This window comes from Pusillimonas sp. (genome assembly GCF_044464525.1).
GTDB lineage: Bacteria > Pseudomonadota > Gammaproteobacteria > Burkholderiales > Burkholderiaceae_B > Pusillimonas.
Genome location: NZ_JBIQLE010000029.1, coordinates 19480 through 41441, shown reverse-complemented (window position 1 = coordinate 41441; position 21962 = coordinate 19480). Strand labels below are relative to the sequence as shown.

General features: G+C 58.6%; 16 protein-coding genes, 1 tRNA gene and 1 pseudogene. 3 read left to right on the top strand and 15 right to left on the bottom strand.

The features are described from left to right. A partial coding sequence (locus ACIY1O_RS14225) for an AraC family transcriptional regulator (RefSeq protein ID WP_397475756.1) occupies nucleotides 1-776 on the top strand: 776 nt, incomplete at its 5' end. 39 nt (nucleotides 777-815) lie between these two features. Here ACIY1O_RS14225 and ACIY1O_RS14220 read toward each other — a convergent pair. The 11 genes and pseudogenes from ACIY1O_RS14220 to scpB all read right to left on the bottom strand — a co-directional run. Beyond that, nucleotides 816-2351 (bottom strand): flavin-containing monooxygenase, encoded by a 1536-nt coding sequence (locus ACIY1O_RS14220; RefSeq protein ID WP_397475755.1) that lies wholly within the window; start codon nucleotides 2349-2351, stop codon nucleotides 816-818. 75 nt (nucleotides 2352-2426) lie between these two features. Then, complete coding sequence (locus ACIY1O_RS14215) at nucleotides 2427-3215, bottom strand: SDR family oxidoreductase (RefSeq protein WP_397475754.1); 789 nt, start codon at nucleotides 3213-3215, stop codon at nucleotides 2427-2429. A gap of 163 nt (nucleotides 3216-3378) precedes the next feature. After that, nucleotides 3379-4755, bottom strand: a complete 1377-nt coding sequence (locus ACIY1O_RS14210) for an NAD(P)-binding domain-containing protein (protein WP_397475753.1) — start codon at nucleotides 4753-4755, stop codon at nucleotides 3379-3381. A 206-nt stretch (nucleotides 4756-4961) separates the two neighbouring features. Continuing rightward, a complete protein-coding gene (gene typA / locus ACIY1O_RS14205) occupies nucleotides 4962-6782 on the bottom strand; it encodes a translational GTPase TypA (RefSeq protein WP_397475752.1) in 1821 nt (606 codons plus the stop codon). After that, nucleotides 6779-7534 carry a tRNA pseudouridine(55) synthase TruB gene (gene truB / locus ACIY1O_RS14200; protein ID WP_397475751.1) on the bottom strand — a complete coding sequence of 252 codons (756 nt, stop codon included), beginning with the start codon at nucleotides 7532-7534 and terminating at the stop codon, nucleotides 6779-6781. Before truB ends, typA begins: the two co-directional genes overlap by 4 nt. A gap of 37 nt (nucleotides 7535-7571) precedes the next feature. After that, nucleotides 7572-7985, bottom strand: coding sequence for a 30S ribosome-binding factor RbfA (gene rbfA / locus ACIY1O_RS14195; protein ID WP_397475750.1), 414 nt, complete (start codon nucleotides 7983-7985; stop codon nucleotides 7572-7574). Nucleotides 7986-7987: 2 nt separating this feature from the next. After that, complete coding sequence (gene infB / locus ACIY1O_RS14190; RefSeq protein ID WP_397475749.1) at nucleotides 7988-10981, bottom strand: translation initiation factor IF-2; 2994 nt, start codon at nucleotides 10979-10981, stop codon at nucleotides 7988-7990. 65 nt (nucleotides 10982-11046) lie between these two features. Next, nucleotides 11047-12531: a transcription termination factor NusA gene (gene nusA / locus ACIY1O_RS14185; RefSeq protein ID WP_397475748.1), complete on the bottom strand. Its 1485-nt coding sequence runs from the start codon at nucleotides 12529-12531 to the stop codon at nucleotides 11047-11049. Continuing rightward, on the bottom strand, nucleotides 12528-13025 hold the full coding sequence (gene rimP / locus ACIY1O_RS14180) for a ribosome maturation factor RimP (protein WP_397475747.1): 498 nt from the start codon (nucleotides 13023-13025) through the stop codon (nucleotides 12528-12530). Before rimP ends, nusA begins: the two co-directional genes overlap by 4 nt. Before the next feature lie 305 nt (nucleotides 13026-13330). Continuing rightward, complete coding sequence (locus tag ACIY1O_RS14175) at nucleotides 13331-14938, bottom strand: pseudouridine synthase (protein ID WP_397475746.1); 1608 nt, start codon at nucleotides 14936-14938, stop codon at nucleotides 13331-13333. Nucleotides 14939-15069: 131 nt separating this feature from the next. Next, nucleotides 15070-15708 (bottom strand): annotated as a pseudogene (scpB, locus tag ACIY1O_RS14170) (SMC-Scp complex subunit ScpB); the annotation flags it as partial. A gap of 70 nt (nucleotides 15709-15778) precedes the next feature. Between scpB and ACIY1O_RS14165 the strand changes: the two are divergent. Further along, nucleotides 15779-15855 (top strand) — tRNA-Met (locus tag ACIY1O_RS14165). Nucleotides 15856-16533: 678 nt separating this feature from the next. Here ACIY1O_RS14165 and ACIY1O_RS14160 read toward each other — a convergent pair. Further along, complete coding sequence (locus ACIY1O_RS14160; protein WP_397475744.1) at nucleotides 16534-17577, bottom strand: CobW family GTP-binding protein; 1044 nt, start codon at nucleotides 17575-17577, stop codon at nucleotides 16534-16536. Nucleotides 17578-17650: 73 nt separating this feature from the next. Here ACIY1O_RS14160 and ACIY1O_RS14155 point away from each other — a divergent pair, with 73 nt between their 5' ends. Further along, the gene (locus ACIY1O_RS14155; protein WP_397475743.1) at nucleotides 17651-18799 is read left to right on the top strand and encodes a GNAT family N-acetyltransferase; all 1149 of its coding nucleotides are present in this window, start codon (nucleotides 17651-17653) and stop codon (nucleotides 18797-18799) included. Between the two features lie 8 nt (nucleotides 18800-18807). Here ACIY1O_RS14155 and phaR read toward each other — a convergent pair whose 3' ends face one another. The 3 genes from phaR to ACIY1O_RS14140 form a co-directional block, all read right to left on the bottom strand. Next, nucleotides 18808-19377 carry a polyhydroxyalkanoate synthesis repressor PhaR gene (gene phaR, locus ACIY1O_RS14150; RefSeq protein ID WP_397475742.1) on the bottom strand — a complete coding sequence of 190 codons (570 nt, stop codon included), beginning with the start codon at nucleotides 19375-19377 and terminating at the stop codon, nucleotides 18808-18810. Nucleotides 19378-19491: 114 nt separating this feature from the next. Beyond that, entirely contained in the window at nucleotides 19492-20229 is a 738-nt protein-coding gene (phbB, locus tag ACIY1O_RS14145) for an acetoacetyl-CoA reductase (RefSeq protein WP_397475741.1), read from the bottom strand. Between the two features lie 51 nt (nucleotides 20230-20280). After that, nucleotides 20281-21915, bottom strand: a complete 1635-nt coding sequence (locus ACIY1O_RS14140; protein WP_397475759.1) for a PHA/PHB synthase family protein — start codon at nucleotides 21913-21915, stop codon at nucleotides 20281-20283. Between the last annotated feature and the right edge of the window lie 47 nt (nucleotides 21916-21962).

Sequence of the window (21962 nt, the reverse complement as noted above, 5' to 3'; positions counted from 1 at the left end):
GCCTCAACGACTTCCTCTTGGTGCAAATGCCCTTGCAGGGCACCGCCCAAATCCGCTGCGGCGATCAAAAAATCTCATCCAATCCTCTGCTGGCCTCTGTGCTGACTCCGACCCTGCCCCTGCACATGCGCTGGCAGGGGCAATGCGACCAACTTATCGTGCGCCTCGAGCGCACTGCCCTTGAAGCCGCCTGCAGCGCCCAGTTGGGTTATGCCCTGCCCCGCCCGATCGAGTTCCAGCTTGGAATGGATCTTCGTACGCGCCAGGGCGCCGCCTGGAGGGCACTGGTTCAGTTCCTTGCCTCGTCGGCGTTTTCAGATCATGCAAGCCAACATGTCCTAATCGCCCGCCAGGTCGAAGACCTACTGATCACGACCCTGCTTAGCCAGCACCCGCACAACTACAGTCAGGCATTGTCCGGACCGGCCCACACGCCCCCCATACATTACGTGAAACGCGCAGAAGAATACATCTTGGCGCATTACAGCGAACCCATTACCGTCGACATGCTCGCGCGCCACGCCGCCATCAGTTCGCGCAGCCTGCACAAGGGCTTCCAGCAATACAAAGGCACATCGCCCATGGGTTTTCTACGCTTGGTGCGCTTGCAAAAAGTGCGAGAAAAACTCTTGCGCGCCCGCGAAGCGGGTCAAACTGTTCAAATCACCCGCTTGGCGCTCAATGCCGGGTTTTCGCATCTTGGGCACTTCACCCAGGCGTATCGCGCTCAATTCGGCGAAACTCCCAGCCAAACGGCCGCCGCTCGAAAGTGTTAGCAAGGCGGCAGCCGTTCTGTCTTAATAAGATGAAGCTCGCTAGGCGGCGGGCCTGCCGCGCCAGTTCGGAGCAGCCGGCTTGTCCGTCTTTGCATGCACCTTAAGCCGCTTTTGAAGCTTTTTTGTCACTGAACGATAGTCATTGGCATTTGTAGGCAGCAACCATTGCTTGAACCGAGTCAGCGCCGACACATTCAGGTTCATTTCGTTCAGCATCTCGTCAATATTGTGCATCGAGAATGGAATGATATTGGTGCCCCGGGCATGCTTGCCCTCGGTGCGTTCCTCCATCCAGCGCAGGCGCGTCGTTACATGCTTGCGCCTTTGCTCTAGCGGCGGCAAGGTGATGTCACCCATCATCGAGGCGGCGATCCATAGCGCGGCCACCTCTGCGCTTAGAGGGCTGTAGAAAGAAGAGTTATAGCCACAAAAATAGAGGTTTTGAACCTCGAGCGGATGAATTTGCCGATACAGCATGAAGTTGCCTTCTTCATCGGTGAGCCGTTCTTGCAATTCGTCGGAAAAGAACGGCACAACCTGCTTGAAACCGGTACCGCAGATGATCAGTTCGGCCGGCACCTTTCGGCCATCGCTTAACTCGGCCACCGGTTGGCCACCATCTTGCCCCAGGCGGATAATTTCGCAATCACGCACAACTTCGCTGCGCCCTTCTTCTATTTGACGATACAAGGTGTCGGTGGCAAGACTGACCGTGCTGCGGGCGATGCGGTCGAAGGTTCCATCGGGCACCAGGCCGAGCTTGTCGAGCCTTAGCTGTTTGGTTGAGACAGACTGTAGCGATTTGATCATGCCATCGCGCACACCTTTTCCGGGGCCATGCAAAAAGCGCTCAAAACCGCGTTTTTCTATGTAGGGGAACAAGCCCTCGCCCATGCGTGTCAGCATCAGGTATTTGTAATTGAGCACGTTCATGATCTTGCGCGGCATCTTCCACAACAGTTCTCGCGCTATGACCTTGGTCGACATGGCAACTTCACCCACTGCCGCAGCGACATCACACGACGACTTCCCATAGCCCACCACCAGCACGTGCTTGCCGCGAGCCTCTTCGACGTCGTGGAATTCGGACGCTGCGCACAGCCGGCCCCCCGCGGCCTCGAAAGCCTCGCGACCTTCGTAAGATGGGATGAAAGGCTCAGAAAAAATGCCGTTGGCCACCACAAGAGTATCCACCTCGTGCTGCGTTGTCTGATCGCTATTAACGTCACGCACTGTCAGGCTCCAGCCCTCGTCACCTCTTTGCTCGGCCGCCTGCACCTCGGTGTTCAACCGTATGGAGCCGTTAAGGTCGAAGTGCCTGGAGTAGTCTTCAAGATATTGTTGTACCTGCTCGCCGGAAGGCCACTCAGGGTAAGAGGCGGGCATGGGGAAATCTGTATAGCAATAGGTATCTTTATTGTTTTGCGTACGCAGGCCCGGATAACGGCGCGTAGCGCTCCATACGCCACCCACGTCCGACGCCTTCTCGAATACGCTTACCTCATGTCCAAACTGCGTCAATACCTTGGCCGAGGCCATTCCGGCAAAGCCGGCTCCGATAATTCCGATCTTCATGCTTGTCTCCTGTTTTCGCCGGTTTTATGGTTTCCGGCTGAAATACGATGTGTGGGCAAAGTGCGGGCTTGCCGTTTACTGCGCCAGCAATGGAATTGCGGGCACGCCCTGCTCCGGCCCCATGGCGCTGTAGCCGCCATCAATGGGCAAGTCGGCCCCGGTAATGAAGGAAGCCTGCTTGGAACATAGGAACAACACGCCTTGTGCAACTTCTTCCGGGTCTCCAACACGCCCCAACATGTGAAACGGCGCGGCCACCTTGTCGGTTTTGGCTCGATTCCCCTGCGAAAGCTCGTCCATCACGCGGGACCAAGTCCAGCCCGGAGAGACCGAATTGACTCGGATACCATCGCGGGCCAGGTCCATGGCCATACTGCGTGTAAGTTGTGCGACGGCGGCTTTTCCGACCGGGTAAAGCCATCGCCCCGTTTGGGCGACTTTGGCACTGATGCTGCTGAAATTGACGATGGCGCCACCGCCCCGGGAGATCATGTGGGGCCGGCACGCCTTGCTCATCATGACGGCGCCCACCACATTGACACTGAGGCTTTGGTTCCAATCATCGCGCGAAGACTCAATGCCGTCGTCGACATAGCTACAGGCCAGATTTACCAGGAAATCTACCCCGCCATGCGCCTTGACAGTGGCCGCCACGCATTGCTCAATCTGGTCATCGTCGGAAATGTCGGTTGCAATGAAGGTGACTCTTTCTCCGAGCTTGTCGGCAACACGCTGGCCGCCTTCGCTGTCGATGTCAGCGATGACTACCCGCGCACCACCAGCATGTAACGCGGCCGCCACCGCAGCGCCGATTATTGTCGCGCCACCGGTAACAATGGCAACTTTGTCGTGGATTCCGTCCATGGTCTGTCTCCTGTCCCGCTACGGTCGAACGGGTTTTATTGTCGTAGGATGGTTACAGACCATTATGAGCGGCGTGCGCAACGCGGCTATCCCGCAAGCGCCCATTATTATCCCAAAAGCGCACACGGCCGGCCGGAGCCGAAAGCCCCAGCCGATTTCTTATCTACTTGGCAGACTCGGCTTCGACGAACTTAAGCGCCATAAAGCCCTCCAGAGAGTCGTCCTTGATATCCAGCCAAGGGCGAGGCAGTTTCGCTGCCATCGTGCCGGTGATCGTCGATGGGTACGATACATTGCGAAACCCCATAATGTCGTCGTCCTTGTCTTGCAGCCAAGACTTGAACAGCTCGGCCTGCTGCTCGATCGGGAAGTCGGGGTAATCAGTGTGCGATATCAGGTCGCGTATGTATTTGGCCTGAAAATCGATGGACTCGTGAGGGGTTTGAAGTTTTTCGTGCTCTTTCAGCCATTCATGCATGTCCTTCAGCCTTTCGTCGGCATCTGGAAGAGCATGCTTGCCCATAATAACGTCACGCACCAACCAGGCCTGTGCATCGAACATATTGAAGGTGAAATACTGGTCTTGCATGCCCAGGTAGATCAGCTTGGGGTTCGGTTGGAAGAACACACCTTTATAGAGGTTCTCGGGATAAAGACAGTTATGTGTCTGCAGGCGCAGTTCGTCGGGCAAAAACGGAAAGTGGAACAAATATCCGGTGCACATAATTACAGCGTCAAAGCTCTTGCTGCTGCCGTCGTCAAAATGGCCGACGTTACCTTCCAAATGCGTAAGCAAGGGACGCTCTTCGATACCTTCGGGCCAGTCGAAGCCCAAGGGGTCTCCACGGTGGCTCAGGGTGACCGACGCGGCACCGTACTTGTAACATTGCGTGCCGATGTCTTCGGCGGAATAGCTTCCGCCCACAAGCAACAGATCCTGGCCTTCGAATTCAAGCGCGTCACGAAAATCGTGAGCATGCAGAACGCGGCCGGGAAACTGCTCAAGGCCTTCGAAATAAGGCATATTGGGCGTAGAGAAATGGCCGGTTGCCACGACTACATAATCAAACTCTTCGGTTTCCTGGTCGCCGCTCTTGTGGTTCATGACCGTAACGGTGAACTTTTCGGTTTCTTCGTCGTACGTTACCCACCTGACCGGGCATTCGAGCCTTATGTAGTTAAAAATGGCCCGTTTGTCGAGGCGGCCCATGATGTAGTCTTTAAGAACCTCACGCGGCGGATATGAAGGAATCGGCCGGCCAAAATGCCTGTCGAAAGAATAATCGGCAAACTCCAGGCACTCTTTCGGTCCGTTCGACCACAGATACCGGTACATGCTGCCGTGCACGGGCTCGCCGTTTCGATCCAGCCCCGTGCGCCATGTGTAGTTCCACATGCCGGCGATATCGTTCTGCTTTTCATAACACACGATTTCGGGAAGGTCCTTCGCTCCGGCCCGGCGCGCAGCCTCGAATGCCCTTAACTGGGCCAGCCCGCTTGGGCCGGCGCCCAAAATTGCAATTCTCGTGTTTCGAGTCAAGACATACTCCTTGAAAGTCATTAAATGACGGATTTCTCCTCATGAACTTGCGTCGTGCGACCGTCAAAAGGCGTAGACGCTAAAATGCCACCGGCCCCATCATCGCGGGAGCCGGCGTTTGTTAACACAGCTGGTAAGTGTTCGTTGCCAAGCAGCCCGAACCTGTCAAGCACGAAACAGCCTCGCAGGCTGTTTCGTGGACGAGCCTAGCTTGCTTCGCGCATGGCGCGGCGACGCTCGTGCTCTTGCAGATAGCGTTTGCGCAGCCGAATGGATTTGGGAGTGACTTCAACCAGCTCATCGTCGGCGATGAATTCCACCGCGTACTCGAGCGTCAGACGAACCGGGGGCACCAGGTCGATATGCTCGTCCTTGCTGGTGGTGCGGATATTGGTGAGCTTCTTTTCCTTGATCGGGTTAACGACCAGGTCGTTGTCCCGGCTATGGATACCAATGATCATGCCTTCGTACAGCGCATCACCTGGGCTGACGAACATACGTCCGCGCTCTTGCAGCTTCCAAAGTGCGTAGGCCACAGCGGCGCCGTCGTCCTGGCTTATCAGCACGCCGTTTCGGCGTTCGCCCACCCCGCCTTCGCGCATGGGTGCATAATCGTCAAAAATATGACTCATCAGGCCGGTGCCGCGCGTCAGGGTCATGAACTCTCCCTGGAAGCCGATAAGACCGCGAGCCGGAATCCGGTATTCAAGCCGGGTGCGGCCGCGGCCATCAGATTGCATGTCCAGCAAATCGCCCTTGCGCCGGCCCAGTTCTTCCATCACTCCGCCCTGGTGGCCTTCTTCGATGTCGACAGTAAGCAGCTCAAAGGGTTCATGGCGCGCACCGTCGATTTCCTTGATCAATACCTGCGGGCGCGAAACAGCCAGCTCATAGCCCTCGCGGCGCATGTTTTCAAGCAGGATGGTCAAGTGCAACTCGCCGCGCCCGCGCACCTCGAAGACCATGTCGTCATCAGTGGGGTTCACGCGCAGCGCAACGTTGGATTTGAGCTCTCGCTCAAGCCGGTCGCGAAGCTGGCGGCTCGTGACGAACTTGCCCTCTCGGCCCGCCAAGGGCGAAGAGTTGACCATGAAGTTCATGGAAAGCGTGGGTTCGTCGATGCGCAGCATGGGCAGCGGGTCAGGGTGTGCCGGATCCATTACCGTGCATCCGATGCCGATGTCTTCAATACCGTTGATCAGCACGATATCGCCCGCCTGGGCTTCGTCGACCAATTCACGATCCAGACCGCTGAACTGCTGCACCTGGTTGATACGCCCCCTGAGGCTTTCTCCGCCCGGGCCGAACTGCACCATTACATCCTGGCCTGCACGAACCTTGCCGCGATTGACCCGGCCGATGCCGATCTTGCCAACATAGGTGCTGTAGTCGATGGAGATGATCTGTAGCTGCAAGGGTCCTTCGGCGTCGTCTTCCCGCTGCGGCACGTGCTTGAGCACGGCATCGAACAATGGACGCATGTCGCCGCTTCGCACGTCATCGGTCAGACCCGCGAAGCCGGACAGCCCCGACGCATAGATAATCGGGAAATCAAGCTGCTCTTCGGTGGCGCCCAGTTTATCGAACAGATCGAAGGTGGCGTTTATGACATAGTCGGGGCGGGCGCCCTGCCGGTCGATCTTGTTGACCACCACGATGGGCTTCAGTCCCAAGCCAAGCGCCTTGCGGGTAACAAAGCGAGTTTGGGGCATGGGGCCTTCAACGGCATCCACCAGCAGCAGCACGCCGTCGACCATAGACAGCACGCGCTCAACCTCTCCGCCGAAATCGGCGTGGCCGGGGGTGTCGATGATGTTGACGTGGGTGCCTTCGTATTCCACCGCGCAGTTCTTCGACAAAATCGTGATGCCGCGCTCTTTTTCGATGTCGCCCGAGTCCATTACCCGTTCGGACACCTGCTCGTTATCGCGGAAGGTGCCTGACTGGCGCAGCAACTGGTCCACCAGTGTGGTCTTGCCATGATCGACGTGAGCGATGATGGCTACATTGCGCAAGGCGCGTTTCATAGTTGATCCTTTGATTTGAAATTTTCCGGCCACAGACCATCGGGCAAGTCTTGGGGCGCTATCAGCACTGACTGGGGCTCGGGCATTGCCTGAAGCGTTTCCAGCGCCACGGCGTTCTCAAGGCGGAAAGGCCCGACCTCGGTTCGCCGCAAGGCGGACAGATGCGCGCCGCAACCCAGCGCCCGGCCGATGTCCTGGGCCAGGGTGCGAATATACGTCCCTTTGCTGCAATGCACCAAAATGCGCGCATCGCGGCCATTGAAATCCAGCAGCTCCAGACGATGTATCGTCACCGCGCGGGGCGGCCGTTCAAGCTCGATGCCTTGGCGGGCGTATTCGTAAAGCGGCTTTCCATCACGCTTCAAGGCGGAGTACATGGGGGGAACCTGCAGGATTTCTCCGCGAAAACCCTCCAGCGCCTGCTCGAAACGCGCTTGTGTAACGGGCTGCGCATCGGGCGGCTCTTGAAATACAATGTGACCGGTCAGGTCGCCCGAGTCGGTTTCCTCACCCAGGCGCACCGTGGCCTCATAGACTTTGTCGGCCTCGAGCATGGCTCCCGAAATCTTCGTGGCCCGGCCCAGGCAACAGACCAGCAAGCCCGTCGCAAATGGATCCAAGGTACCGGTGTGGCCGGCCTTGCGCGCATCCAGCGCACGTTTGGCCCTTTGAAGGGCATGGTTGCTGGACAAACCCTCAGGTTTGTCCAGCAATAAGACACCATCGAGCATCTGCCCGCGTCGGGAAGCCATCGTCTCGTCTCTCTTGTAAGCAGCAACGACAGCCCCGTCAGGAGCGCTCGTCGGGGTCTTCGGGCTCGGCGGGCTTGGCGGCGGAATAGCTTTGCGGCCGGTTGGCCTCGTCGATCAGACGCGATAGCTCGATGCCTCGCACCAAACGTTCGTCATGGACGAAACGCAAGGTGGGCACGGTATGGATATGCAGCATCTTGAACAGCAGCGAATGCAGCCATCCGGCCTTTTCGTTCAGGGCTGCCTCGGCCGCCTGGGGCTCGGCGCCCATGACGGTGAAATGCACTTTCGCGTGAGCGTAATCGGCGGACAGGTCCACACCGGTAAGCGTCACCAGGCCTGCGCGGGACACGTCGATCTCGCGCTGGATGAGGCCGGCCAGATCTTTCTGGATCTGGTCGGCCAACCGCGTATTGCGGCCCTGGTTCGGTCTGGATTTGTGACGGCCCATGCTTACAGCGCCCTTGCGAACTCTTTGATCTCGAAAATTTCGAGCTGGTCGCCGACCTCGATGTCGTTATTGCCCTTGAGGGTAATACCGCAATCGAAGCCCGACTTGACCTCTTTGACGTCATCCTTGAAGCGACGCAGGGAATCGATATGGCCGGTCCAGTGCACAACATGGTTGCGCAGCAAGCGAACCTGGGAATCGCGACGCACCACGCCATCGGTGACCATGCAGCCTGCGATGTTTCCGATGCGCGAAACGCTGTAGACCTCGCGGATTTCAACCATGCCGATGACTTCTTCGCGCTTCTCGGGCGCCAGCATGCCGGACATCGCGTTGCGCACGTCGTCGATCGCATCGTAAATGATGTTGTAGTAACGCAGATCAATGCCGTTATTGTCAGCCAGTTTCTTGGCGCTTTGCTCGGCACGGACGTTGAAACCGATGATGACCGCATGCGAAGCGATAGCCAGGTTGACGTCGCTTTCGGAAATACCGCCGACCGCCGCGTGCACCACTTGCACCCGAACCTCGTCGGTGGACAGCTTAAGCAACGACTGCACCAAAGCCTCTTGCGAGCCTTGGACATCGGTCTTGACGATGAGGGCCAGGGTTTGCGTACCTTCGCCGATGTTCTCGAACATGGACTCGAGCTTGGCCGCCTGCTGACGTGCCAGCTTGACGTCGCGGAACTTGCCCTGGCGGAACAAGGCGATTTCGCGGGCCTTGCGCTCGTCGGTCATGGCGATTACCTCGTCACCCGCAGCGGGCACCTCGGTAAGGCCCTGGATTTCAACCGGCGTGGCGGGCCCGGCGCTGGTAACCGGCTTGCCGTTCTCGTTCAGCATGGCGCGCACCCGACCGAAACTCGCGCCCGCCAGCATTGCGTCGCCGCGCGACAGCGTGCCGCTTTGCACCAGGATAGTGGCCACCGGCCCGCGCCCCTTGTCGAGGCGAGCCTCAATGACAATGCCCTTGGCGGGAGCATCGACCGGCGCTTTGAGCTCGAGCATCTCGGCCTGCAACAGCACGTTTTCGAGCAGTTCGTCGATACCCTGGCCGGTTTTGGCCGACACGGGCACGAACGGAACGTCGCCGCCGTACTCTTCAGGCACGACCTCTTCGGCGACGAGCTCTTGCTTGACACGCTCGGGGTTGGCCTCGGGCTTGTCGATCTTGTTGATTGCCACAACCAGGGGCACGCCGGCGGCCTTGGCATGATGGATGGCCTCTTTGGTCTGGGGCATCACGCCGTCATCGGACGCCACCACCAAAATGACGATGTCGGTCGCTTTGGCGCCGCGCGCCCGCATGGCGGTAAACGCCTCGTGGCCGGGAGTATCGAGGAAGGTAACCACACCCCGCTCGGTCTTGACGCTGTAGGCGCCGATGTGCTGCGTAATGCCGCCGGCTTCGCCGGAGGCAACCTTGGCGGTTCGGATATAGTCGAGCAGCGAGGTTTTACCGTGGTCGACGTGGCCCATGACAGTGACCACCGGAGCACGCGGCAAGGACTCGACCTCGACACCGTCGGTTTCAGCAACATCCAGGAAGGCTTCCGGGTCGTCGAGCTTGGCCGCGATGGCAATGTGTCCGAGCTCTTCGACCAGAATCATGGCCGTTTCCTGGTCGAGCACCTGGTTGATGGTGACCATCTGACCCAGCTTCATCAATTGCTTGATGACCTCGGCCGCCTTGACCGACATTTTATGGGCCAGATCGGCGACGCTGATGGTCTCGGGCACGTGGACTTCACGCGCGATGAACTCGACTACTTGCGGCTCTTTGCGCTCGACCTGCGAGTGCCTGTTACGGCCGCGTCCGCCCTTGCCGGATTTCCCGGAAGCACGCCAGCCATCGCGGCTGGGGCTGGCCGGCGCCGCATCAGCGCGCGGGGAAGGCTTCTTGCGGCCGCTGTCGTCGCTCCAGGCGGTGGAAATCTCGGAGCCCTTGACGGTTTTCTTGACCTCGCCCGCAGCCTTGCCGTCTTTCTTGGCGGCGCCTTTTCCAGCCGGCTTGTGCAGCGTACCTGACATATTGGAAGGCTCAGGCTCGGGCGCCTTGAGCACTTTTCGAGGACGGCTGAGCATCTGGCGCAACGCTGCAGCTTCGGCTTCGGCCGCTTTGCGCGCACGCTCGCGCTCTTCGTCGCGAGCTTGCTGGTCGGCGGCCTCGGCCGCCTCTAGTTCGGCAGGCGACTGCGTTACCGGCGCAGGCTCTGCTTTCTTGTCAGCAGCCTGTGCGGCGCTTGCCTTGGCCTGGGCCTTTGCAGCAACGGCGTCGGCCTCGGCAGGCGCTTCAGGAGCAACCGCTTCAGCCGGTTCGACGGGTTCAGCTGCGGGCGCTTCGGCTTCGCGATCGGCCTCGGGCTGGGCGGGCTCGGCTTCGGGCTCAGGCTCAGGCTCAGGCTCAGGCTGAGCTTTCGGGCTCTCGGCAGCGGGCTGCTGAGGCTCGTCGGCTTGCGACTTGGGAGCCTCTTGGGCGGGTTCGACAGCCTGCGGCTCGGCCGATTCGCTTGCGGGAGCAGCAGAAGGCGCGGCAGCCTGGGGCTCGGGGGCGGCCTGCTCGACCTTGCTCTGGACGTCTTGCGCTTCGGCTGACTCTGCACTGCTTGCCTCCGCTTTGGCATCGGCTTCGGCTTTTGCAGCGGCTTCAGTCTTGGCAGCAGCTTCGGCCTTGGCTGCCTCAGCCATAAGCTCGCTCGGGTCGCGCCTGACAAATACGCGTTTCTTGCGTACCTCGACAGGAATGGTGCGCGAGCGCCCAGAGCTGTCGGCCTGACGGATTTCGGAGGTTTGGCGGCGGGTGAGCGTGATCTTCTGTCCCTCGGAGGCGCCATGGGCCCGCCGTAGAGACTCGAGCAGCTTCGCCTTGTCTGCGTCGGTGACACCATCGTCAACCGACTGAAGTTCAACGCCGGCGGCACGCAACTGCTCTAGCAGCACGTTGGCAGGCATTTTCAGCTCGACTGCGAACTGGGCGACGGTGTTACTCGACATTCGACTCTCTCTTACTTGCAACTACGTTTTCAATGAATATAGGGTTCAGTCCGACATGATTGCACTCATGTTTCGTCGCTGAACCAATGGGCGCGCGCCTTCATGATGAGGGCGCTGGCCGCTTCTTCGTCCAACTGGGTGATTTCGGACAATTCGTCCGTGGCCAGTTCGGCCAAGTCGTCCAGCGTGTAGACGTCGTGCTCGCCAAGCTTGACGGCAAGCTCGGGCGTCATGCCTTCGAGCTCGAGCACTGCGGGATCGACCTTTTGCACCTGCTCTTCCTGGGCAATGGCCTCGGTCAGCAGGGCGTTGCGCGCACGCAAGCGCAACTCGTTGACGGTATCCTCGTCGAAGGATTCGATTTCGAGCAGCTCTTGGATGGGAACGTAGGCGATTTCCTCGAGCCCCGTGAAACCCTCATCGATGAGGATGTCGGCGACTTCTTCATCGACGTCTAGGCGGGTAATGAAGGCCTGACGAAGCTCTGTGCGCTCTTCGTCCTGGCGATTCTGGCTTTCTTCGGGCGTCATGATATTGATCTGCCAGCCCGTCAGTTCGGAAGCCAGACGCACGTTTTGCCCCCGCGCGCCGATGGCCTTGGGAAGGTTCTCGGCATCGACCACGACGTCCATGGCGTGACGGTCTTCGTCGACCACAATGGATTCGACATGGGCCGGCGCCAACGCACCGATGACGAATTCGGCAGGGTCGTCGGACCACAACACGATGTCTACTTGTTCACCGCCCAATTCGTTGCGCACTGCGGTGACGCGCGAACCGCGCATACCCACGCAAGTGCCGATGGGATCGATGCGTTTGTCATAGGCGACAACAGCTATTTTGGCACGCACGCCGGGATCGCGCGCGGCCGCCTTGATTTCGAGCAGGCCCTGCTCGATCTCGGGCACCTCGTTGTCAAACAACTGGCGGATGAACTCAGGCGCGTTGCGCGACAAGATAACCTGCTGCCCACGCGCCGTGTGATCAACCTTGTGCACCCAGGCGCGGATGCGATCACCCACGCGGATGTTTTCCTTGGGAATCATTTCGGTGCGGGGCAAACGCGCCTCGATCTTGCCGGTTTCGATAATGGCGTCGCCTTTGTCCATGCGCTTGACCGAGCCGGACACAATGGTTTCGCCCCGTTCGAGGAAATCATTGAGCACCTGCTCGCGCTCGGCGTCGCGAATGCGCTGCAAAATAGCCTGTTTGGCCGCTTGGGCGCCAATGCGACCGAACTCTTCAGGCTCGAGGGGCTCTTCGATGTACTCGCCCACCTCGATACCCGGCACAAGCTCTTGAGCCTCGGAATAAAGCTCTTGCTGGTCGGGCTCTTGCAAGCCGGCGTCATCGGGCACCACCAGCCAACGCCGAAAGCCCTCGTGGGCTCCGGTTTCGCGATCGATGGACACGCGGACATCGGCGTCTTCCTTGAAGCGTTTTTTCATGGCGGACGCCAATGCGTTTTCCAGCGCACCGAATACCACTTCGCGCGCTACGTTTTTTTCACGCGCGAGGGCGTCAACCAATAGAAGAATTTCGCGACTCATCGCTTTTTACCCTTGAAGTCAAGAACGGGATCCAATTTGGCACGATCAACATCATCGAAGACGAAGCTCAAGACCTTGGCTTCGTCGGATTTTCCTTCGGGCTCGAGCTCGAGTTCGAAGGAAGCACCTGCAGCCGCGCCGGTCTCGCCGGCATTGTCGCGAGCATGCAATATGCCCGAGAACACCTTACGGCTATCGATAGCCTGGCGCAGCCGTATTTCGACACGCTGCCCCGCAAAGCGATGAAAATCGGCCATGTTTTTAAGAGGGCGATCAACGCCCGGCGAACCGACTTCGAGACGCTTATAGTCGATGTCTTCGACCTCGTACACACGCGACAACTGCTTCGAGACCTGCTCGCAATCTTCTATGCGCACTCCGCCATCACGGTCAATAGTGACGCGCAGCAACCCCAATGGGGCGCGTTCGACATCGACAAGCTCGACATCCATACCTGCAATGGCCTGTTGTGTCAGTGCGAATAGATCTGCCATAAACTCAAAAAAAAAGGGCTGTCATTCAGCCCATATTGTTGCGCCATCAATGCCTTGCCATGATACCGGCCAGGCGTCGGGCGCACTAGAAAATGTGCCGCTATATTTCAGTGCTGTCAAACGACCCTTTGCCCAAAGGCCTTGCGCTGCAAGCCTACTGTCGCAAACACATATAGCTGTAAAGCCCTACATTCTAACAGAATTAGGCAAAAGATCGTGATTTATCTAGGCCTTACCTTGAAAAGGGCGCGATAAAGGTGCGCGGGCCGCGTGCTTATTGCCAGCCGGCCCGAACAGCCGGTGTTTTAACGCCCTCGACCGCCAATTATTCCGAGCCTGGATTCATGCGCCGACGCGCCGCGTGGCTGCCAATCGTCGCCACGCGCCGAGGCTCCCTTGCTCGCCTGGCCTCGGCTGGAAGGCTTGGCGTCGCCCTGGCGTCCAGTCGCTTTATTTGGCTGGCCCTTGCCTTTACGCGGCGTGCGGCGTTTTTCCGCCGCCGCCTCAGGGCCTTGGCCCGCAGGCTTGGTTCCGTGAGGGGGCTTTCGCCGCCCTTGCTTTTTGGGCTTGTTGACGCCGGCTTCAGGGTGGCCATTAGGCAGGCCACCGCTAAACATCAAGCCTGTGCCATAGGGGTCGGATGGGAACGTCTGGTTTGGGGCGGCGCCGCTTTTTGCCGGACGGCCGCCCGACAGCTTGCCCCGTCGACTAATCTTCGCGCCGTTCAAGCCATTACGCTCCATCGTGCCGTAACCCGGAGGCAGGGCATTCTCGTTCGAGACGGGCTGGCGAGGCTTGCGGCTTCGCCGCGGATCGCCGTCTTCGCCATCAGCGCTGATCAAGCCCAATTGAACCATCAGGGCGGTTACCAAAGAGGCGTCGAGCTCTTCCCAGCGCCCCCGGCGCAGGTTGCGTGGCAACACGACCTCGCCAAAACGGGTGCGAATCAGGCGGCTGACGGTAACTCCAGCCGCCTCGAACATACGCCGCACCTCGCGATTACGCCCCTCTTGCAACGTGGCCCTATACCAGCGGTTGCTGCCTTCGCCGCCCAGGTATTCGAGCACGCCAAACTTGGCCTCGCCGTCTTCGAGCTGCATGCCCTCGACCAGGCGCGTTTGTTGTTCTGGTGCGAGCTCGCCCAGGACCCTGACGGCATACTCACGCTCGGCGCCGTAACGCGGGTGCATGAGGCGATTGGCCAAGTCGCCGGAGGTGGTCAGGATGAGCAGCCCTTCGGTATTAAGATCAAGCCGGCCCACGGACAGCCACTTGCCAATTTTCATCTTGGGCAGGCGCGCGAATACCGTGGCTCGCCCGCCGGGATCGTCGTGACTGACGATTTCACCAGCCGGCTTGTGATATAGGATGACGCGCGGCGGCTTGGAGGAATTAGGCCTGGCGATGAGGCGGCCGTTGACCCTTACTTGGTCTTGTGCGCCCACTCGCTGGCCGATGTGAGCCGGCTCGCCATTGACGGATACCCGGCCGGCCACGATGAGCTCTTCCATTTCGCGGCGTGAACCGACACCCGCATCAGCCAGCACCTTATGCAATTTGGGCATGACGGCCTCGCTGCTAAGGAATTTGCCCAGCCGTTGTTCCATCTTGGCTTCTTTATCCAGATAAGCCAACGCCTTGTCGGCTTCTTTCTCTGCACCTGCCTTGGAGGCCCCACGCGTACGCGCCGGCCGCGCGCCCGGGCTCGCCTCTTGGGGCGCCGCCTCGGCGGCAGGCTGCTCGGCCGAGGCCTCTGCGGCATCGCCACGGCGGCGCCGGAAAGGCGTGCGCAGCTTGCGCCCTCTTCCACGGGCTGCGCCGGGCTTTCCGTCGTGGCCGCTTGTGCCAGTTTCAGTGTCTTGCTTTGCCAGCGACTCTTTATCTGTCGCTGCTGGTTGTTCTGCTTGATTCATATTGTTAGAAATACTCCGTGTCAATCTTTGTCGTCATGTTCTTGCAGGACCGATACGCGGCCCAATGCCTCGTCCTGAGTGTCATCGTCTGCAACGGCCGGCTCCATAGCAGGTTCAACCGCTGGCGCCTCGGCCATGTCATCACCTGAGGCAGCATGTCCGTCGTCGGCGGCTTCGCTTACGGCTTCATCGTCGGGTGGGGCTGCGGGAACGGAAACCTCTTCGAAGTTCAGCCCCGCCAATGCCGCAACGCCGTCCTGGGTTTCGAGCTGCGGCAGCTCGTCAAGGGCCTTCAGGCCAAGGTCGTCAAGAAACTGTGCGGTGGTGCCCAACAGCGCGGGCCGGCCGGGCGCATCGCGGTGCCCGAGCACCTCGATCCAGCCCCGCTCTTCGAGCGTCCTGACGATTTGAGAGGAAACCGTGACCCCTCGTATATCTTCGATATCGCCACGCGTAACAGGTTGGCGCCAGGCAATAATGGCCAAGGTCTCTAGAACGGCACGAGAGTAGCGCGGCGGCCTCTCGGGATTGAGACGCTCGAGGTAACGCTGCATCTCGGCCCTGCTTTGGAACCTCCATCCGCTGGACAGCTGTACCAATTCGAGACCTTTATCCGCCCACGCCTCGCGCAAGCCTTCAAGATACGTCTGCAGTTCGCTGCCTTTGGGGCCGCCTTCACCAAAAAGCCTGCCTAGCTGCTCGATCGACAAGGGCTCGTCGGCACATAGTAAAGCGGCTTCAAGAATGCGTGTTATCTGTGTTTCTGTCATCAATTGGCAGGTAGCTTGGCTACCCTATTTGCATGAAGGGAAAAAGTGCGTTAATATTTCATCTTCCAGACGCGGGGTGGAGCAGTCTGGCAGCTCGTCGGGCTCATAACCCGAAGGTCGTAGGTTCAAATCCTGCCCCCGCAACCAGCTTTCAGATGGGCCAAGCGCCAAGGTGCTTGGCCCATTTTTGTTTTGGCAGTTTTTTTGGCCAGCTCTTTACCCAAGGCTTTGGAAAAACCCGCCACAACATGGACAAGCCCCTGCGCGGCCCGCAGAACCCCGGTAAGCAGCAAACGACCACGCCGTAGCAAACCACCCTGTTGAAACTGGGCGGTACACCTATGGGATTCACAGCGTATTAAAACCATATATGCCAAACAGCCAAGAACTTTCAGCCTAGAACTTTGCGTACTGCCTTTGCCGGCGCCAACGGACAAGCGATTTTTGAACGATGCGCCGTTGTTGCGGCGCCAAGCGGCGCAAGGGACACACGTGTGGTCGCGGAACTTGCCCGGGCCTGCAAAGCAAAATACGAATATGTGTTCAGTACTGCCCTGGCTGATTCGAATTGGAATTCGAAGCCGGGCATCAATTATTTTTGAATTTGCTTAAAACAACCCGCCTGGAACACCAGTTGGCACTAGTGGATACATCGAGAACGAGTTGGGGGTCGAAAAAGAATCGCACACTGGCGAACGGCATAGACTGCCTTGACTAATAAGCCGACCAAAAAAATATTAGCGATATTTTTCCTTATTACACCACCGCACTGCACATATTGCAATGGTTGCACCGCTATCCGCATACCATTTTTACAACGGTGCGCTACATCGGCACACCGGTTTCGATGCCTTCTTCGGCCAAAATATCGCGCAGAAGCGATTCGAATTCGGGCGCCTTGCTTCCGCTTACAATAAAAACCAATGCCGCTTGCGGGGCTTGAGCGGCGTCTGGCCCAGTATGCGCCAGCGGCTCGACCGGATAAAGCTGCCTGTGCACCCCATGCACGGCGCTGAGCCCGTCTTCGTGCATAAAGCGCAGCAGACCCTTAAGCCGCAATAGGTCGATGCCTGGCAATTCGTGGATGCGACCCATGGCTCGACTGAACGCAGCGTGCGAGACCTCTCCGCCTACAAGCAGGGTAACCACATGAACAGCGTCGTGAGCGAAGCGCCGCGCCTTGAGCGTACCATTCGAAAGCAAGCCTGCAACCTGCCCGGCATCACGCACTATGGTTTGGTTAACGGTAGCCGCCGCCAATAGCTCGGTAAGGGCAGGCAAGTTTTGTTGATCGAATATCTGCACCCGGGAGTTGACCGTACCCAGGGCATCTACAAGCGCCTCGCGGTCGGCCGCTGATGTCAGGTCGGCCTTGCTAAGCACAACCACGTCGGCCTGGACGGCCTGCTGCAAAGCCTGAGGATAATCCGTCAACTGACGCAAGCCGTGCGTGCAATCGGCAACGGTGATGCAGCCCGCATAGACATAGCGGTCGCGAAGAAACCCCTCGTATTTCAGGGTGTGCATCACGGCGGCCGGATCGGCAAGCCCCGTGGTTTCGATGACGATACGTGAAAAAGGCGGGATGGACTTATGCAGGGCCGCAAGAAACAGCTCGCGCAAGGCTTCGACCAAGTCGCCCCGGACGCTGCAGCACACGCAACCGGATTCAAGCAAGATAACGTTGTCGCTAATGTGCCTGACACGCTCGTGATCGATGCCGACAGAACCCACTTCGTTGACCAGCAAGGCGGTGCGGCGCACTTCGTCGGCATCCGCCCGGTCTGGCGCCAACATTCGATTAAGCAGCGTGGTCTTGCCGCTACCCAGGAAACCCGTGACCACCGTGACTGGAATCCTATTGCTCATTGCTCGCCCCTCCGCCGGAAAATCACTACACTTTGAATAATCGATTCATACCTTCAAGCTTCTGGTAACCGCCTTGTCCGAACATTTTGCATTGGTAGAACATATCAGCGATATTAACGCCGAACATTGGAACAGTCTGGCCCAAGGCCATCCTTTGTTGCGGCATGAGTTTTTTCTGGCGCTTCAAGAAACAGGATGCGCGGCCGCTCAAACAGGATGGTCGCCGCATTTCCTGGCGCTGTACCGTGACGGCGGCTTGGCTGCAGCCATGCCTTTGTACCTGAAGTACCACTCACGCGGTGAATATGTGTTTGACATGGCTTGGGCGCGCGCCTTTGCCGAGCACGGCCTGCACTATTACCCGAAGCTCTTGTCTGCCGTACCGTTCTCGCCCGTTCCCGGCCCCAGACTTCTGGCCAATCACCATCGTGATCGCGTCTTGCTTGCACGGCAAGCTATCGCGCTTGCGGAACAAAATGAGCTTTCGTCCCTGCATGTCCTGTTTCCATCCGAATGCGACATGACCGCGCTCAAAGAGGCGGGCTTCATGTTTCGCGAAAGCATACAGTTTCATTGGCACAACGAAGGCTATCGCGACCTCGACGACTTCTTGTCCCGCCTCAATCAAAAAAACCGCAAGAAGCTCAAGCAGGACAAGAAAAAATCATTGCAGGCGGGGCTGCGGTTTCAATGGCTCGTGGGCCGCGACATAGACGATGCCGCCCTCGATTTTTTCTACCACTGCTACGAACGCACCTATTTCGAGCACGGCAACCCGCCCTATCTGAACAAACCGTTCTTCGAGCAACTGGCCGCTGGCATGCCCGAGAACCTGGTTATCGTAATGGCAAGCTCGGGCAGCACCCCCATCGCCTGCGCCTTGAACATTCAAAGCGAAGATACGCTTTACGGTCGCTACTGGGGCGCCACGCAATTCATCTCAGGTCTTCATTTTGAAACCTGCTACATGCAAGCCATCGAGTATTGCATCGCCAAGGGGCTCAAGCGCTTTGAGGGCGGCGCACAAGGCGAACATAAGCTGTCGCGGGGCATGTTGCCGGTGCGTACTTATTCGGCCCATTGGATACGCGACGCGCGGTATGCCCAGGCCATTGCCGATTTTCTGGAACGAGAAACCGCCGCGGTTGACGGCTATGCCGACGCTTTGCACGACCACAGCCCATACAAGGCAGTAGCTCGGGCTTCAATGGAAACTGATTGACCCACACCTTATTTTTTGTTGTCGTCGTCGGTTGAGCCGGGTGTTGAAAACGGAAACACATTGAACATCGAGCGCGTCTGACCCTGCATCTGGTCTTGCATTTGAACGAACAGGTTCTTGCTCTGGTCAATGTAGTTGTTCATCATGTTTTGCAGTATCGGCGTCTGGACATTCATGAACTGGCTCCAGGCCTCGGGGCCGAACTGCGTGCCATACACGCCCGGCGACTGCTCGGCCACACGTTCCTGGATCTCCATGAAGGCCTGGATGTTCTTGTCAAGGAAGGAACCCATCACTCCTTGCATCGAGTGGCCGTAGAAACGAATGATCTGGCGCAAGGCCATGGACGAGAAGATCGGCATTCCGCCACTTTCTTCTTCGAGGATGATCTGCAATAGGATGCTGCGCGTCAGGTCGTCGGAAGACTTGGCGTCGATTACCTGGAACTCTTCGTTCTCGAGCACCAATTGCTTGACGTCGGCCAGCGTGATGTAGGCGCTGGTGCGCGTGTCGTATAGCCGACGGTTAGGATATTTTTTTATCAGTCGTGGCGAGTTTGCCTTTTGAGATTGCGTCATGTCGGTGTGGTCGAGTACGAAGAAAAAAACAGCGTTGAAGAAAGCGCCGCGCTACTAGAGCGCGGCCTGTGGTTTTTTAAATGGCATCGACTATCAAATGACTTGATATCAGCCTCAACCCATGTGCAGACCGCCATTCAGCGAGAAATCGGCGCCAGTGGCAAAGCCCGACTCGTCGGATGCCAGCCAAGCCACCATCGAACCGATCTCGTCTGGGGTGCCAAGACGCTTGACCGGAATGGTGCTGACGATCTTCTCGAGCACATCGGGTCGTATGGCCCTGACCATATCTGTGCCGATATAACCCGGGGAAATCGTATTGACCGTGATGCCTTTGCTGGCGACCTCTTGGGCAAGCGCCATGGTGAACCCATGAATACCCGCCTTTGCCGTAGAGTAATTGGTTTGGCCGAACTGCCCCTTCTGGCCGTTGACCGAACTGATATTGATGATGCGTCCCCACTGATTTTCTATCATACCCTCAATGACCTGTTTGGTAACGTTGAACAGACTGTTGAGGTTGGTGTCCATGACCGCGCGCCAGTCTTCGCGGCTCATTTTGCGGAACAGGCCATCACGGGTGATGCCCGCGTTATTGACCAGCACGGCCACGGGCCCATGTTCGGCTGTGACCTTTTCGAATGCGGCGGTAGTGGAATCCCAGTCGGATACGTTACCCACGGAAGCGTGGAATTTATAACCGAGCGCAGCTTGTTCGCTGAGCCACTGCTGATAATCGCGACTTGGACCGCAACCCGCCACGACCGTATACCCCTCTTTTGCCAGGCGCTGGCAAATGGAAGTTCCGATGCCGCCCATGCCCCCTGTGACGTAAGCCAGTTTACCGCTCATGTGCTTCTCCTTCTTGCGAACATTTCTGTTGCCGCGTATGCGGCTCTTCCCTTACTGGGATCGTACTTTGACATAACGCCCTGGCGCCGGCTCGAGCGGCGCGTAGCGGGCGTTACCAAATTTTCGGATCGCCTTTTTACGGGCTCCTGATTGTTCTGCAAGCCACTGGGACCAATCGGGCCACCAGCTTCCAGGATGTTCGGTGGTTTGTTCATGCCAGGCTTCGGGATCACCTGGCATATCGGAATGGGGGACCACCCCTGAAGCCGCCCAATAGCAGCGCCGCCCCTGAGAAGGGGGGTTGATGACCCCCGCGATGTGGCCGGACGCCCCCAGCACGAAACGCATGGGCCCGCGCAGCAGCGCGGTGCTTGCGTAAGCCGCGCGCCACGGCACGATATGGTCGTCGCGCGAACCGTATAGATAAGCCGGCATGGACAAGGTGCCCAGATCGAGCGAATGGCCGTCAATTTTGATCTCGCCAGGCTCCTGAATACGGTTCTCGAGATAGGCGTTGCGAAAATACCAAGTAAAGAACGGGCCGGGCAAGTTGGTGCCGTCGGCATTCCAGAACAGCAGGTCGAAGGCCGGCGGCGCCTCGCCTTTCAGGTAGTTGCCGACGACATAGTTCCAGACCAGCTCGTTGGGACGCAGATAGGAAAACGTGGTGGCAAGCTCGCGCGCCGACATCAGCCCGCCATTTCCGAGCTGGCGCTCGCGCGTTTGGGCGTGAAGCTCGTCGACGAATACGTCGAGCACGCCGGTATCGTGAAAATCGAGCAGGGTTGTAAGCAAGGTAAGCGACGCGACTGGACCATCGCCTTGCGCCTTGGCCAGGGCCAGCGCAGAGGCAAGCAAGGTACCGCCTACGCAAAAGCCCAGCGCGTTGATCTGCTTCTGGCGCGTGATGCTTCGCACAGCCTCGATGGCCTCGAGTACCCCTTCTTGAAGATAGTCGGCCCAGGTGGCGGTATCGATGCCGTCATCGTCAGACACCTGGGGGTTGCGCCAGGAAACCAGGAACACGGTAAAGCCCTGTTCGACCGCGTAACGGACAAAAGAGTTGTGCGGCTGAAGATCAAGTATGTAGAACTTGTTGATGCAGGGTGGAACCATCAGCAAGGGGCGCTGATACACCGTGGGCGTAAGCGGCGCGTACTGGATCAGCTGCATCAGCCGATTTTCGTAAATGACCTGCCCCTCGGTAGTGGCCAGGTCGACACCCACATCGAAACGGCTTTCGTCGGTTTGCGTGATACGCCCTTTTTGGATGTCGGCCAGCAAGTTAAGCAAGCCGACACGCAGAGACTCTCCGTTGCTTTCGCGCATGCGCTGCTGGGCGTCGGGGTTGGTCGCCAGGAAGTTGGCGGGCGACATCGCCTCGACCCACTGCATGCAGCTGAAGCGTAGCCGGTCACGCGCGCGCTGGGGCAATTGCACCGCGTCGGCCATTTGCTGAATGGCCTTGCCCGAAAGCAGATAGGCGTGAGCCATGAAGAGGTTGGCTGGATTTGAAGCCCAAGCGTCGCTTTTGAAACGCCGATCGGCCGGAGGCGTGAGAGTGCCCTGTTGGGCTTGCGAAAGCATGTCGGCCCATCCTTTGGAGAACTCTGCCTGGATGCCGGCCAGCTTGTCGGGGGAGACGCTGACCGGAACGGGCCATTCAGGTGAAGATGGGGCGCGCATCATGCAATCCTACATAAAACTCTTAGCTGGAATGGTGTCTTGCAACC

Excerpts from the sequence above, each read along its gene's own strand:
- typA (WP_397475752.1), bottom strand. The coding sequence starts at position 6,782 with ATGAAACGCGCCTTGCGCAATGTAGCCATCATCGCTCACGTCGATCAT.
- rimP (WP_397475747.1), bottom strand. The coding sequence starts at position 13,025 with ATGGCAGATCTATTCGCACTGACACAACAGGCCATTGCAGGTATGGAT.
- phbB (WP_397475741.1), bottom strand. The coding sequence starts at position 20,229 with ATGAGCGGTAAACTGGCTTACGTCACAGGGGGCATGGGCGGCATCGGA.
- ACIY1O_RS14175 (WP_397475746.1), bottom strand. The coding sequence starts at position 14,938 with ATGAATCAAGCAGAACAACCAGCAGCGACAGATAAAGAGTCGCTGGCA.
- ACIY1O_RS14215 (WP_397475754.1), bottom strand. The coding sequence starts at position 3,215 with ATGGACGGAATCCACGACAAAGTTGCCATTGTTACCGGTGGCGCGACA.
- rbfA (WP_397475750.1), bottom strand. The coding sequence starts at position 7,985 with ATGGGCCGTCACAAATCCAGACCGAACCAGGGCCGCAATACGCGGTTG.
- nusA (WP_397475748.1), bottom strand. The coding sequence starts at position 12,531 with ATGAGTCGCGAAATTCTTCTATTGGTTGACGCCCTCGCGCGTGAAAAA.
- phaR (WP_397475742.1), bottom strand. The coding sequence starts at position 19,377 with ATGACGCAATCTCAAAAGGCAAACTCGCCACGACTGATAAAAAAATAT.
- ACIY1O_RS14140 (WP_397475759.1), bottom strand. The coding sequence starts at position 21,915 with ATGCGCGCCCCATCTTCACCTGAATGGCCCGTTCCGGTCAGCGTCTCC.
- ACIY1O_RS14220 (WP_397475755.1), bottom strand. The coding sequence starts at position 2,351 with ATGAAGATCGGAATTATCGGAGCCGGCTTTGCCGGAATGGCCTCGGCC.
- truB (WP_397475751.1), bottom strand. The coding sequence starts at position 7,534 with ATGGCTTCCCGACGCGGGCAGATGCTCGATGGTGTCTTATTGCTGGAC.
- infB (WP_397475749.1), bottom strand. The coding sequence starts at position 10,981 with ATGTCGAGTAACACCGTCGCCCAGTTCGCAGTCGAGCTGAAAATGCCT.
- ACIY1O_RS14160 (WP_397475744.1), bottom strand. The coding sequence starts at position 17,577 with ATGAGCAATAGGATTCCAGTCACGGTGGTCACGGGTTTCCTGGGTAGC.